Source organism: Vibrio sp. R15-SG3-ISO1A, from assembly GCF_059833955.1.
The window spans coordinates 1-15,400 of the sequence record NZ_JCBDGH010000026.1 but is presented as its reverse complement, the minus strand read 5'-3'; the positions used below and the strand labels follow the sequence as shown (position 1 = coordinate 15,400).

Annotated in this window: 6 protein-coding genes; 3 read left to right on the top strand and 3 right to left on the bottom strand. The window is 50.7% G+C overall.

What is annotated here, in order from left to right:
• Position 1 precedes the first annotated feature (1 nt).
• The 3 genes from gltB (AC6R0L_RS02495) to gltB (AC6R0L_RS02485) form a co-directional block, all read right to left on the bottom strand.
• The gene (gene gltB / locus AC6R0L_RS02495) at positions 2-4,465 is read right to left on the bottom strand and encodes a glutamate synthase large subunit (protein ID WP_500628115.1); all 4,464 of its coding nucleotides are present in this window, start codon (positions 4,463-4,465) and stop codon (positions 2-4) included.
• A 398-nt stretch (positions 4,466-4,863) separates the two neighbouring features.
• The gene (locus AC6R0L_RS02490; RefSeq protein WP_500628114.1) at positions 4,864-6,333 is read right to left on the bottom strand and encodes a glutamate synthase subunit beta; all 1,470 of its coding nucleotides are present in this window, start codon (positions 6,331-6,333) and stop codon (positions 4,864-4,866) included.
• Complete coding sequence (gene gltB / locus AC6R0L_RS02485; RefSeq protein ID WP_500626494.1) at positions 6,333-10,871, bottom strand: glutamate synthase large subunit; 4,539 nt, start codon at positions 10,869-10,871, stop codon at positions 6,333-6,335. The genes AC6R0L_RS02490 and gltB (AC6R0L_RS02485) overlap by 1 nt, the downstream gene beginning before the upstream one ends.
• Positions 10,872-11,384: 513 nt before the next feature.
• Here gltB (AC6R0L_RS02485) and mnmL point away from each other — a divergent pair.
• The 3 genes from mnmL to AC6R0L_RS02470 all read left to right on the top strand — a co-directional run bounded on the left by mnmL (position 11,385) and on the right by AC6R0L_RS02470 (position 15,256).
• The gene (mnmL, locus tag AC6R0L_RS02480) at positions 11,385-12,329 is read left to right on the top strand and encodes a tRNA modification radical SAM protein MnmL/YtqA (RefSeq protein ID WP_500628113.1); all 945 of its coding nucleotides are present in this window, start codon (positions 11,385-11,387) and stop codon (positions 12,327-12,329) included.
• A gap of 133 nt (positions 12,330-12,462) precedes the next feature.
• Complete coding sequence (arcB, locus tag AC6R0L_RS02475) at positions 12,463-14,805, top strand: aerobic respiration two-component sensor histidine kinase ArcB (protein WP_500628112.1); 2,343 nt, start codon at positions 12,463-12,465, stop codon at positions 14,803-14,805.
• A 4-nt stretch (positions 14,806-14,809) separates the two neighbouring features.
• Complete coding sequence (locus AC6R0L_RS02470) at positions 14,810-15,256, top strand: hypothetical protein (protein WP_500628111.1); 447 nt, start codon at positions 14,810-14,812, stop codon at positions 15,254-15,256.
• Positions 15,257-15,400 lie beyond the last annotated feature (144 nt).

The window sequence follows — 15,400 nt, the reverse complement described above, 5'->3', positions numbered from 1 at the left end:
CTTATTGTGCTTGAACGCGAAGTTCAGCAGCGCTACGACTTTGGTGACCAAGCAAGGTATTCAGATCCGCTGCTTGAGGTTTAACTAGGTAGAACTTCGGAATCCATTCATCAAAGTTCGCTAGGATATGCTCGGCATGTGCCGAACCGGTTTCCTCCAAGTGCTCGGCAATTAAGCCGCGTAGATGCTCTTGGTGGATATAGAGGTCGGCCAACGAAATCGCTTCTACCGACTCGTTATTCACTCGCCCTGCAAAGTCTTGATTATTATCTAGTACATAAGCAAAACCGCCTGTCATACCCGCGCCGAAATTGACGCCTGTTGCGCCAAGAATCGCGACGATGCCACCAGTCATGTATTCACAAGCGTTATCACCCGCGCCTTCGATGACGGCAATAGTACCTGAGTTACGCACCGCAAAACGCTCACCCGCCGTTCCTGCAGCAAACAGTTTGCCGCCTGTCGCGCCATATAGGCAGGTATTGCCTATGATGGTCGCTTCATGGCATTTGAAGGCCGTACCCAAGTGAGGTTTGATGACCAGTTTGCCACCTGCCATCCCTTTACCCACGTAATCGTTGGCATCACCCGTGAGGATTTGTTCAACGCCGCCAGCGTTCCAGACACCAAACGATTGACCCGCTGTACCATCAAGGTAAATCTTGATGGGTGTGGCAGCCATGCCTTGGTTGCCATAGCGTTTGGCGATTTCGCCCGACAGACGTGCGCCCACGGAGCGATCGGTATTGATGACATTGTAGAAGAAGTTTGCGGGCTGCTGCGCTTCGATTGCGCTCATCGCATCATCGACCATCTGTTGGTTTAAGTGCGCTTTGTCAAACGGCGTGTTCGGCTCAGTCCAAAACAGCGGATGGCCTTCTGGAGAAACCGGCGCTTCGAGGATATTCGATAGATCCAGTTTTGCTTGTTTCGCCGTCATCCCTTCCACCGCTTGCAGCAGATCGGTGCGGCCAATTAGATCCGTGAGTTTTTCAATGCCTAACTCGGCGAGTAAGCTTCGCACTTCCTCAGCAAGGCCGGTGAAGTAATTCATTACCTGTTCGGGTAGGCCTTTGAAGTATTGATTACGCAAGGTTTCGTCTTGTGTCGCGACGCCCGTAGCACAGTTGTTTAAGTGACAGATACGCAGGAATTTACATCCCATCGCAACCATAGGCGCAGTACCAAAACCAAAACTCTCCGCACCGAGGATGGCCGCTTTGACCACATCTAGACCGGTTTTTAAACCGCCGTCGACTTGTAGGCGAATTTTATGACGCAAACCATTTGCGACCAGCGCTTGTTGGGTTTCCGCTAAACCGAGCTCCCATGGGCTGCCCGCGTATTTCACTGAGGTGAGTGGGCTGGCGGCGGTTCCGCCGTCGTAGCCAGAGATGGTGATAAGGTCAGCGTAAGCCTTTGCCACACCGGTGGCGATAGTGCCCACTCCCGGCTCAGAGACCAACTTAACGGAAACCAAGGCCTTTGGATTGACCTGTTTCAAATCGAAAATCAGCTGTGCCAAATCCTCGATGGAGTAAATGTCATGATGAGGTGGAGGTGAAATTAGGGTCACACCTTGGACGGAATAACGCAGTTTGGCAATTTCTGCCGTCACTTTGTGCCCGGGCAGCTGACCACCCTCACCGGGCTTGGCACCTTGCGCCACTTTGATTTGCAGCACATCAGCATTGGTCAGGTAGTGGGGCGTCACGCCAAAACGGCCTGAAGCAACCTGCTTAATGCGTGAGTTTTTCTCGGTACCAAAACGGCGTGGATCTTCACCGCCTTCGCCAGAGTTGGAGTAGCCGCCTAGTCGGTTCATCGCCGTTGCCAGCGCTTCGTGCGCTTCGGGGCTTAGAGCGCCAATGGACATGGCGGCAGAGTCGAAGCGCTTGAATAGCTCCGTTGTTGGCTCAATGCGTTCAAGTGGCAAAGGTGTCTCGGCTTTTTTCAACGTCATCAAGTCACGCAGCATGGCAACCGGACGCTCGTTTACTTGCTTGGCGTAGCTTTGGTAATCTTGGTTCTCACCAGAGCGCACCGCTTTTTGCAATGTGCCGACGACATCTGGGTTGTAGGCATGGTATTCACCACCATGTACGTATTTTAGTAGCCCGCCGTGGTCGATAGATTTACGCTTCGCCCACGCTTTGCGTGAGAGATTAAAGAGGTCTTGTTGGAAGTCGTCAAAGTTGGCCCCTTGAATACGCGTAGTGACGCCTTTAAAGCACAATTCGACCACGTCTTTGTGTAAGCCGACCGCTTCAAACAGCTGCGAGCAGCGATAAGAGGCCACGGTTGAAATGCCCATCTTGGACATGATCTTATACAGGCCTTTATCAATACCGTATTGGTAATTCTGCATCACTTCTCGGTAGCTCTTCTCCACCGCACCGTCATCAATGAGTTTGCCTAGCGCTTCGTAGGCCAGGTAAGGGTAGACAGCGGTGGCGCCGAAACCGAGTAGTACCGCGAACTGGTGTGGGTCGCGCGCGGTCGCCGTTTCGACGATGATATTAGCATCACAACGTAAGTTGGCATCGATAAGACGGGTTTGCACCGCACCCACTGCCATGGCTGCAGGAATCGGCAAACGGCCTTTGACTAATGCACGGTCTGACAACACCACTAATACCGTCCCTTCACGCACGACTTGCTCGGCCTGTGCACATAAATCATCAATCGCTTGTTTGAGATCTTTCTGAGTCGGGTCGTAGTTGATGTCTAAAATGGTGTTGCGGTAGTGGTCATCATCAAGCCCAAGCAACTGCTGCATGTCTGAGTAGAGTAGAACCGGAGAGCCAAACGTGACTCGATGGGCGTGACCATCGGTTTCACAAAAGACATTCATCTCTTGGCCGATACTGGTCGCCAATGACATCACGTGCTTTTCGCGCAGTGGGTCGATAGGCGGGTTGGTTACCTGAGCAAATTTCTGTCTAAAGTAATCGGTCACTAAGCGCTCTTTGGATGACAGCACTGCCATTGGCGTGTCATCACCCATAGAGCCGACGGCTTCTTGCCCCATATCGCCGAGTACCCGCAGTACTTGATCGACTTCTTCATTACTCATCGCAAACTGCTTTTGATACGTCTTTAAAAGATCGTTATCGAAGCTGCGTTGGCCGACTTGATCGTCTGATAACTCAGCAAACGGCGTCAGCTTGCGAACGTTGTGCTCCATCCATTCGCGATAAGGGTGACGGCTCTTGAGATCGTTGTCTATCTCGCTCGATTGCCACAACTTGCCTTGGCGCGTATCAATCACTAGGAGCTCACCGGGGCCGACACGACCTTTTTTCGCCACTTCATCTGGGGCGTAGTTCCAAATGCCGACTTCAGAGGCGAGGGTGATCAGCTTATCTTTAGTGATCACATAGCGGGCAGGGCGCAGACCATTGCGGTCTAAGTTACACGCCGCGTAGCGTCCATCGGATAGAACAATGCCTGCCGGGCCATCCCAAGGCTCCATGTGTTTGGAGTTGAAGTCATAGAATGCGCGCAGATCGGCATCCATATCTGGGTGGTTTTGCCATGCAGGCGGCACGAGCATACGCATCGCTCGGAAGATATCCATTCCACCAGCAAGGAACAAGTCCAGCATATTGTCTAGACTCGAGGAGTCTGAACCGGTTTCATTGACAAAAGGCGCCGCGGTTTGCAAATCCGGAAGAAGCGGCGAGGCAAATTTGTACGCACGTGCGCGCGCCCACTGGCGGTTGCCTTCAATGGTGTTGATTTCACCATTGTGCGCCAGGTATCTAAACGGCTGCGCCAATGGCCAACGAGGTTGGGTGTTGGTAGAAAAGCGCTGGTGGAACAAACAGATAGCCGATTCCATGCGCAGATCCGCTAAGTCGAGGTAAAAGCGCGGTAAGTCTGCTGGCATACACAGACCTTTGTAGACAAGGACCTGAGTCGACAAGCTACAAATGTAAAAATCGCTGTCATCGTGAATCTGTTTTTCGATGCGGCGGCGTGCAATATAGAGGCGGCGCTCAATGTCGCGCTCACGCCAACCTGCGGGTGCTGAAATAAACACCTGCTGAATGTTCGGTAATGAGTTTAACGCGATGGGACCAAGGACCGCAGAGTTGGTCGGCACTTCGCGCCAGCCAGCGACTGATAAGGTTTCTTTGGCTAACTCTTTGTTAATAATGTCTTTTGCAGATTGTGCTTTGACCGGGTCTGGGCTGAAAAAAATCATCCCGATGGCGTATTGTTTACCGAGATTGAAGCCTTTCTCTTTGGCGATCAGGCGCAGATAGGAATCGGGTTTTTGCAACAACAACCCACAACCATCGCCGGTTTTTCCGTCGGCGGCGATGCCACCACGGTGGGTCATGCGATCCAATGCTGAAATTGCGGTACGAACTAGCTTGTGGCTAGGTTCACCTTCCATGTGTGCAATTAAACCAAATCCACAGTTGTCTTTTTCAAGACGAGGATCATATAGAGCCATTGCAATTCTCCCTTTGCTTCGCTGTCTTCCAGACAGTACTACCAACGTATCCAGCTTGAACTCAAAAAGGGTTGGTAAATATGACTAACTATGCTTTTAAATTGTTAAATTTTGCATAAATATACACAAAATTATCTTTTATTATTTTACAAAATTGGATGAATTCATTTTCATCGACTTCACAACGTATAGCTTATGATGAAAAAGGTCAAGTTTTTGGTGAATGATCACGCTAGGTGACTATTTACCAAGTAATTGACTGAAAAAAGTTCGCCAAATCATAGGGATAGAATTCTTGTTGTTACATTTTTGTAACAATGAAAGTGTGAGGGATAAAAAAAGACCAGCACAATGTGCTGGTCAACTGGATAGGTTTGGAAGGATGTCAGTGTAAGCGGTTATGCAGAGAGCATAAGTGAATCCGCTTTCGCTTCAAGGTGGGTTCCCCCCATCAGATACTGGTCGATAGCACGTGCACACTCTCGACCTTCATTGATACAACGTACCACCAAAGATTGGCCGGTACGCATATCACCTGCGGCAAAGACACCCGCTTGATTGGTGGCGAAGTCTTGTGTCGCGACGTTGCCACGCTCATCAAGCGCTACATCAAGCTGAGCAAGAACGCCGGTCGGTTCTGGATGCAAGAAACCCATCGCCAAGAACGCCATATCACATGGAATCACGCGCTCGCTGCCTTCGACTTCTTTGAAGCTCGGGCGCTCACCCGCTTTGGCGTCTTGCCAAACAATGTCAGCGATACGCAGACCTGTGACGTCACCTTGGTCATTACCGATAAACTCTTTGGTCAGAATATTCCAGTGACGATCAACGCCCTCTTCGTGTGAAGTCGAGGTACGTAGGATCATTGGGTATTGTGGCCAAGGCATGTTCGCTGGGCGTTTCTCTGGTGGAATCGGCATGATTTCGACCTGGGTGACGCTGGCAGCGCCGTGACGGTTAGAAGTACCGACACAGTCTGAACCTGTATCACCACCACCAATCACCACCACGTGTTTACCGGCGGCATGAATCTCTTCACCTTTGAGATCCATGTTGTTGGCACGGCGGTTATTTTGTGCGAGAAACTGCATCGCAAAGTACACACCGTTAAGCTCGCGCCCCGGGACTGGCAAGTCGCGCGGTACGGTTGAACCACCGGTGAGCAACACCACATCGTACTCTTGACGAAGCTGCTGAGCGTTGACATCAACACCCACGTGTTGGTTGACTTTGAACTCAACGCCCGCTTCGGCCATCAGATTGATCTTGCGATCAATCACTTCCATGCTCAGTTTAAAGTCTGGAATGCCAAAGCGTAGCAATCCGCCCACTTTTTCATCACGCTCAAACACGGTGACACTATGGCCTGCGCTGTTTAACTGCTCGGCTGCTGATAGACCCGCCGGGCCACTGCCGATGATCGCCACCGTTTTACCTGTGCGAGAGCGTGGCGTTTTCGGTTTGGCGTACCCTTCACGATACGCCGTTTCTACGATGGTTTTCTCAATGTTACAGATGGTGATAGGGTCTTGGTTGATCCCCAATACACACGCGCTTTCACACGGCGCAGGGCAGACACGACCAGTAAACTCTGGGAAGTTATTGGTGGAGCTTAGAATGTTCCACGCCTCTTCCCAGCTATCACGGTACACAGCATCATTGAATTCAGGAATGATGTTGCCAATGGGGCAGCCGTTGTGACAAAACGGCACACCACAGTCCATGCAGCGTGATGCTTGCGTATTGATCTTGCTACCAAATTCGTCGTTCAGGACGAACTCTTTGTTGTTCTTGATGCGCTCTTTGGGGTCGATCTTTTGTGGAAGTTCACGACCATGCTCTAAAAATCCAGTCGGCTTACCCATTACACTGCCTCCGTTTCTGCTTGTTCTGCCTCAGCTTGACGTTTTTGAAGCACCGCTTTGTAGTCACGTGGCATGACTTTCACCATCGCCGCTAAGCTTGCTTCAAAGTTGTCTAAGAAAGACTGAGCCACTTCACTTCCTGTGAATTGAACGTGTTTCGTCAACATATCTTGTAAGAAGGCTTTGTCTTCTTGTTCGATAGGATCCAAATCGACCAACTCTGGGTTGAGTTTGGATTCAAAGTCACCCGACTTATCCCAAACGTAAGCGACACCGCCACTCATGCCCGCGGCAAAGTTGCGGCCAGTCGATCCGAGGATAATCGCCGCGCCACCTGTCATGTATTCACAGCCGTGGTCACCCACGCCTTCGACAACCACTTTCGCGCCCGAGTTACGTACACAGAAGCGCTCACCGGCCATACCGCGAATGAAGGATTCTCCGGAGGTTGCTCCGTAGAAACAGACGTTACCTACCACAATGTTGTCTTCGGCAATAATGCTTGATTTGGCATCTGGGTAGAGCACCAAGGTACCGCCAGATAGGCCTTTCCCCCAGTAATCGTTCGCATCGCCTTCGACTTCAAATTTGACGCCTTTCGCAAGGAACGCACCGAACGACTGGCCAGCACTACCGGTAAACTTAACGTTCATCGGTTGAGGCAGACCTTGATCCTTGTACACCTTGGAAATCTCGTTAGACAACATGGTGCCAGCAGAGCGGTCAGTATTGACGATCGGGAACTCAGCGTTTACCGCTTCGCCTTTTTCGAGCGCAGGGATCGCCGCTTGAATCAGTTTACGGTCAAGCACTTGCTCTAGGTTGTGATTCTGTACGGTCTGGTTGTAGACGCCGTCTTGCTCGCGTGGTTGCTCAACGTGTAGCACAGGAGATAAGTCTAAGTTCTTGTATTTCCAGTGCGATACGTCTTGGCGAATCTTCATTTTCTGACCTTGACCGACCATCTCATCAATGGTTCTAAAGCCAAGTTCTGCCATGATTTCACGTAAACCTTGTGCCATGTATTGGAAGAAGGTCACGACGTCTTCGACGCGGCCGTCAAAACGCTCACGCAGCGTTTTGTTTTGTGTCGCAATGCCCACAGGACAGGTGTTCTTATGACACTTACGCATCATAATACAGCCTTCTACTACCAGCGCAGCGGTTGCGACACCCCACTCTTCAGCGCCCAGTAATGTCGCGACAGCGAGGTCACGAGGCGTTTTCATCTGACCATCCGCTTGAACGACGATACGGTTACGTAGGCCGTTTTTCAGTAGCGTTTGGTGCGTTTCCGCCAAACCTAGTTCCCAAGGAAGGCCCGTATGGCGAATCGATGACATCGGAGAGGCACCGGTACCGCCGTCGAAACCTGCGATAAGCACAACGTCTGCTTTGGCTTTCGCAACGCCAGAGGCAATCGTGCCGACACCGGCTTCGGAGACCAATTTGACGTTCACGCGGCCAGCGCGGTTTGCGTTCTTCAAGTCGTAGATCAGCTGAGCCAAATCTTCGATAGAGTAAATATCGTGGTGTGGCGGTGGAGAAATCAGACCGACACCCGGTGTTGAGTGACGAGTGGCGCCGATCCAATCATCAACTTTGTCACCCGGAAGCTGACCGCCTTCACCCGGTTTCGCGCCTTGCGCCATCTTGATTTGCAGTTCATCTGCGTTGGTGAGGTAGTATGAAGTCACCCCAAAGCGACCAGACGCGACCTGCTTGATAGCTGAGCGTTCCCAGTCACCATTTTCTTTGCGCTCAAAGCGCATTGGGTCTTCCCCACCTTCGCCCGAGTTAGACTTCGCGCCCAATCGGTTCATCGCAACGGCCAGCGTTGAGTGCGCCTCGTAAGAGATCGAACCAAACGACATCGCGCCGGTGGCGAAGCGTTTTACGATGCTTTCAATCGGTTCTACTTCGTCGATGGGGATTGAGCCTGCTGGGTGTTTAACAAACTCCAACTGGCTACGCAGCGTCACCGCGTTGTCGCCTTGCTTATCCACCGCGGCCGCGTATTGCTTGAACTGCTCGTAATCTTTGTTGCGTGTTGATTGTTGCAACAGAGAAATCGTCTCAGGGTTGAAGAGGTGCTTTTCACCGCGCTGTTTCCACTGGTAGACACCGCCGACATCCAACATTTGCACTGGGATTTCGCGTTGTGGGTAACCGACACGGTGACGAATGAGGACTTCTTTTGCGATGTCATCGAGCGTCAAACCTTGAATACGAGAGACGGTACCCGTGAAGTATTTGTCGACCACGGATTTGTGGATACCAAGCGCTTCAAAGATCTGTGCGCCATGGTAAGACTGCAAGGTTGAAATGCCCATTTTAGAGAAGATCTTCAGCAGGCCGCCGTTGATCGCCTTGCGATAGTTATCAAACAGATCGCGTGGGCTGGCTTCTGGATCGAGCTTCTTGGTACGTTGCAGCTCAACAATGGTCTCAATCACCAAGTACGGGTTGACGGCATTGGCGCCGTAGCCAAGTAGCGTCGCGAAATGGTGCGTTTCACGTGCATCACCGGTTTCAACCACAATGTCACACTTCGCGCGTAGACCTTTGCGGATCAGGTGATGGTGAACGGCGCCGACGGCCAACATGGCTGGAATAGCCGCGTGGTTTGAGTTCACTGCGCGGTCTGTGAGTAGGATGATCGAGTAGCCATCGACCACCGCATCTTCGGCGTATTGACAGATACGCTTCAATGCACGCTCTAGTTTGCCTTGATCTTCATTGGCTTGGAACACGATATCGAGCGTTTTCGCCTGTAGGTGTTCGTTGTCGATCGCACGCAATTTCTCGAGCTCAGAGTTCGCGAGCACTGGCGATTCCAGTTCCACTTTTTGACAGTGAAGCGGAGTTTCAGTCAACAGGTTATGGTCTTTACCTAGGTAGGTATTGAGTGACATCACCATACGCTCACGGATCGGGTCGATCGGTGGGTTGGTAACCTGAGCAAACAACTGCTTAAAGTAGTTGGATAGATGCTGAGACTGGTGAGACAAGACAGCCAATGGCCAGTCTGCGCCCATGGCAGACAGCGGCTCTTTGCCTTCTTTCGCCATTGGAACGATGATTTCATTCACTTCTTCAGTGCTGACACCAAACGCTTGTTGACGATGGAGAAGGCGCTCTGGAGAAGGCTGGCTGAACTGGTTGCTCGCATCAGGCAGTTTCTTCAGGCTAAGTAGGTTATCTTTCACCCACTGTTCGTAAGGCTGAGCACCTGCGATGGTATCTTTGACTTCTTCGTCAGAGATAATGCGACCTTGTTCTAAGTCCGCAACGAAGATACGACCAGGCTGCAAGCGGCCGCGGAACTCGACGTTCTCTGGGGCAATATCCACAACGCCAGACTCAGACGCCATCACAAGGAAGTTGTCTTTAGTCACGGTGTAGCGAGACGGGCGCAGGCCGTTACGATCGAGCGTTGCACCTACTTGGACACCATCGGTAAAGCAGACTGACGCTGGGCCGTCCCAAGGTTCCATGATGTTTGCGTGATACTGGTAGAACGCGCGACGTGTCGGATCCATGGTTTTGTTTTCTTGCCACGCCTCCGGGATCATCATCATCAATGCGTGTGGCAAGCTACGACCTGAGAGGACCAGTAGCTCAAGCGCCATATCGAAGTTTGAAGAGTCCGAGCTGCCTTCTTGGCAGATAGGCAATAGCATGTCGATTTCTGCTTGTGTAAACAGATCCGACTCGATGATCGCCTCACGGGCTTTCATCCAGTTTAAGTTACCGCGAACGGTGTTGATCTCACCGTTGTGGGCGATATAACGGAAAGGTTGCGCCAGACGCCATTTCGGGAAGGTGTTGGTAGAGAAGCGAGAGTGTACCAAGGCTAGCGCCGTCACCATGGTTGGGTTTTGCAGGTCGAGGAAGTATTGAGGCACTTGCTCTGTGGTCAACTGACCCTTATACACCAAGGTTTTGTAAGACATGGAGTTGATGTAGAAATCATCACCAATGTTCGACACGCTCTCAAGGCAGACGCGTACAGTGTAGTTTCGCAGCACGTACAGCTTGCGCTCAAGCTCTTCTGGCGTCATACCTGGGCCGCCGGTGACAAACACGTGCTCGAACTGAGGCTCAGTGCTGAGAGGATCGGCGCCGATCATGGAGTTGTCGGTTGGCAGTACGCGGTAGCCAATGATTTCTAGGTCGAGACGCTTGGCGTTTCGCTCTAAGATGTCACGACATTGCTCGCGTTTGTATTCATCTTTCGGGAAGAGAACCACGCCAACGCCGTATTTTTCAAAAGAAGGCAGTTTGATACCGAGCTTTACTGCTTCTTCTAAAAGAAATTCATGGGGTTTTTGCAACAAGATACCCGCACCATCACCACTACAAGGGTCACAACCTTGACCACCGCGGTGTTCCATGCGAGCGAGCATATCGAGTGCTTGAGTCACAACTTCGTGTGATTTACGGTTTTTCAGGTGAGCAACAAAACCGATACCACAGGCGTCATGCTCCAGTTCTGGAGTATATAGACCCTGAGAACTTTGCTCTCTATCTACCATAGATACATCCTTCCAGTTCAATTAGACGCAATTACCCTAATCCGCAGGGGCGTCTTGTCCTTGATTTGTATGATTCGAAGTCAACCGAGGTGGGAGACTTAGATTCCGTTCCGTATCTCGCAGGAAAAATATTGCGAGAAAAACAATCCTTGGTGATATCCGTGTTTTTATTGTCACTATGTAGTGATTTATATAGGTGGGAGGTGGATACCGCCGATGATTTTGCAATTTTGTCTGTAATAAAAATCACAAAAACTGTAAGTATCCTACAATTTTGTCAGCAGCAAATGCAATGAAAACTCGCCCTTGTCGCCCACTTTTTTCGCATGAACATGCACCATTGCGTTTAACTTTTGCGTAACATTTGGCGAAATGCCTGTATTTAATGAATGTTTATTGACTCTGATTAAAGATGCGCCTGTTTGAAATCGGTAGATTCCTCCCCGAATTATTTTCATGATTGTAATTTTTTTACATGAATCTTAATGAGATTTATTTACGTTTGGGTGAAGGATGCAGCTACACGAATTAGTCAATACCATTGGTCAAGATCTCCAGCGTCGCTATAAAGAGAAAGTGCACAAGCTGACCTTGCACGGTGGGTTTAGTTGCCCGAATCGCGACGGGACGATTGGCCGTGGTGGCTGTACCTTTTGCAATGTCGCTTCCTTTGCTGATGAGCAAGCTCAAGTAAAAAGCATTCAAGCCCAGCTCACTGACCGAGCGGGGGAGATTCGCCGCGCGAACAAGTATCTGGCTTATTTTCAGGCTTACACCAGTACCTACGCTGAGGTGCAAGTGCTCAAGTCGATGTATGAAGAGGCGCTCAAAGCGGCGGACATCGTCGGATTGTGCGTAGGAACGCGGCCAGATTGTGTGCCTGATGCGGTGCTTGAACTGCTCTCTGACTACGTGGAGCAAGGCTATGAAATCTGGCTAGAGCTTGGCTTACAAACCGCCAACAACGACACCCTTAAACGCATCAACCGTGGCCACGATTTTGAGTGTTATGCGCGCATCACCGAGCGCGCTAGAGCGCTCGGGATCAAGGTGTGTACTCATCTGATTGTGGGCTTGCCGCGCGAAACACGCGATGACAACCTGGAGACTTTGCGCCAAGTGTTGGCGGTGGGTACCGATGGCATCAAACTGCATGGGCTGCACATTGTCGAAGGCAGTACCATGGCTAAAGCGTGGCGAGCAGGTAAACTGCAGGCGCCTGAGCTTGATGAGTATGTTGCTATTGCCAGTGAAATGATCCGCATGACGCCACCGGAAGTGGTCTATCATCGCGTCTCTTCGGCGGCACGCAGACCTACCTTGTTGGCACCGCTTTGGTGTGAAAACCGCTGGCTGGCGATGACGGAAATTGGGCGCTCGCTCAATGCGTTGGGTGCGCAAGGCTCGTTGATTGAGCGTCCATTCGTTTACACAGCGCCGCAACTTGCCACGCCCTAAGCCTTGCCGCTTCACACATCCCACATTTAAACGTTCCCGAGCCAGAGAAGCCTTAGCAGCCCAAGGGTAAAACAGGTAGTATGAAACCACTGTCCATCATGAGGCAGTGGTGATTCTAGGCTCGGAGCGTTTAATGAAACCGATAAAAAACCTCGCTCAGTATTATGTCGACCTCTTGGTCAAACTTGGCATTTTACGTTTCTCAATTTTGCTTGCTTTGGCGTTGGTGGCACTGGCCGTTGTGGTCCAGGTGGGGATCACGTTGGTGTTAAGTGGCCACGTGGATGATATTGACATCGTCCGCTCAGTCTTCTTTGGTCTACTGATCACGCCTTGGGCGGTCTATTTTCTTTCTGTGGTGGTGGATCAGCTTGAAGAGTCTCGTCAACGTTTATCCAAGCTCGTCTCTAAACTCAAAGACATGCGTTCAAGAGACCAAGAGCTGAACTACAAACTTCAACAAAACATCGAAAAACTCAATCAAGAAATTGAAGAGCGGATCAAAGCCGAATCGGCGCGCGAAGAAGCGATGAAAGATCTTGAAAATGAGGTCTATCAACGTGAGCGCACTCAAGTCGAGTTGGCGGAGCGTACCGCGCTGCTGCGATCCTTCATCGATGCCTCACCCGATCTTATCTATTATCGTAACGCCGATGGGGTCTTTTCTGGATGTAACCGAGCGATGGAAGAGTTGACTGGTAAGAAAGAGAGCCAGTTAGTCGGTTTAACCCCTTGGGATGTTTATAGCCGAGAAATAGCGGAACCGATTGTCGATACCGACCAAAAGGTGTTTGCTGACAATCGCGCGTTGACCTACGAACAGTGGTTGGAATACCCAGATGGACGCAAAAATTACTTTGAGCTGCGCAAAGTACCGTTTTACAGCAAGGACGGTCGTCATTTAGGGTTGGTGGGTTTTGGCCGTGATATCACCGAGCGTAAACGTCATGAAGAGTCGCTGGAGAAAGCCAGTCGCGATAAAACCACGTTTATCTCCACCATCAGCCATGAACTGCGCACCCCGCTGAATGGCATTGTGGGGTTGAGTCGTATGTTGCTTGATACGCAGCTCAATGAAGAGCAGCGCAAGCACATGCAAACCATTAACGTCAGCGCGATTACGCTCGGCAATATCTTCAACGACATCATCGATATGGATAAGTTTGATCGTCGCAAATTGGAGCTCTACCCAGAGCCGATGAACTTTGAAGAGTTTGTGGCAGAGATGGAGAGTATCTCTGCGCTGATGGCCTCGCAAAAAGGCCTACGTTTTGATCTTGAGCGGCTAAGCGAGCTGCCTCACGGTATCGAAGTGGACGCGACTCGTCTGCGTCAGGTGCTGTGGAATTTGATCAGCAACGCGATGAAGTTTACTAAAGAAGGTGGGGTGGTGATGAGCGTCAGTGCAGAAACAGACGACGCCCATGCCTATATTAGCTTTGAGGTGGAAGACAGTGGTATCGGCATTCCAGAGGCGGAGCTCGATAAGATCTTTGCCATGTATTATCAAGTCAAATCGGAAACGGACAACCTGCACGCGGTCGGGACGGGGATTGGTCTTGCGGTCTCTAAACAACTGATCAACATGATGGAAGGTGACATTACCGTCAGCAGTGAAGAGGGCTTTGGCAGTACCTTTACTGTGACGCTCAAAGCGCCGCTTGTCTCTTTGAATGAACCTGAGTCGGTGACGCAAGCCGCGTCACAAGAGCTTAATATCTTTATGGTGGAAGATATCGAGCTGAATGTCACCGTAGCACGTTCATTACTTGAAAGCCTCGGCCATGAAGTGACGATTGCGATGGATGGTGCTGAAGCGATGGAGATGTTTGATCCAGAGATCTATGATCTGGTGTTCCTCGATATCCAATTGCCCGATATGACCGGTTTTGATGTGGCGAGTTATTTCCGTCGCACATACTCTCACCTGCCGCCTTTGGTCGCGCTCACAGCTAACGTGATAAAGGATAAAAGCGAGTATCTCAACCAAGGGATGGACGATGCGATCAGTAAACCGCTGTCGGTGAAAGCGGTGTTAGATGTGATCGCCAAGTTCTCCGAGGTGCAATCGGGCAGTGAGCCAACAGAGAGCGAACCCGCGCCTGACAGCCACGAACATCTTGAAGCCTATCAGCAGCTACTCGATATCGATATGTTGGAGTCTTATGTCGGCATCGTCGGGCCACAGCCCGTGCTTGACAGCATCACCATGTTTGAAGAGATGATGCCAGAGTATTTGCAAGTGCTCGATTCCAACATGACTGCCAAACATCAAGAGGGTATCGTCTCTGAAGCGCATAAGATCAAAGGGGCAGCCGGCTCGATAGGGTTAAAACGCATTCAAAGTGTGGCGCAAAAGGCCCAATCACCCCAATTACCCGCTTGGTGGGAAAACATTGATGATTGGGTTGAGGAAATGAAAAACGAATACCAGTATGATATTCAAGTTCTCAAAGACTGGTTAGCACAAAGGTAACGTGATGAAAAAGTTAGTCTCTCTTGTATTGGGCAGTGCTTTGCTGCTCGGATGTGCGGCACAAGATGTGGTGTGGAACAGCAGCGATCAACTCGACGTCGCTGAGGCAACCGTGGTGCTCGAAAGCAACCTCTGGTTGGATAAAATGCCCACTGTGGGTGATGACATCAAAGATACGCTGCACGGGGCCTTGTACCTCAAAAGTAATGCCGTTTTACCTGCGGAGCTTGATGTGGAGACCGTCACGCTCAAGCAAGGCGATCAGCGTTGGCAGTTGACGCCAGACCAATTTGATTTGCGTACTCAAGATGAGCATCACTGGGAAGTGGCCTTTAGTCAGCCGTTCGATGTGGGCAGCGAAGAGCCGATTGATGTAGCCGTCGCCCTTACTTACCAAGGTATGGTGAAGTGGCTGGTGCAAAACCAAGTGACGGTTGATAAGGTCTACTAAACGCTATTAGGTTAGAAGAATCGAGATGAAAAAATGGTTGGCTTGTGGGCCAACCATTTTTTATTGTTAGTCACGTGTGGGCTTAGCTTGACGCTTTCAAACCCGCGTTGATATCAAGAATGTCTTGCTCACTCAAGGTACCAA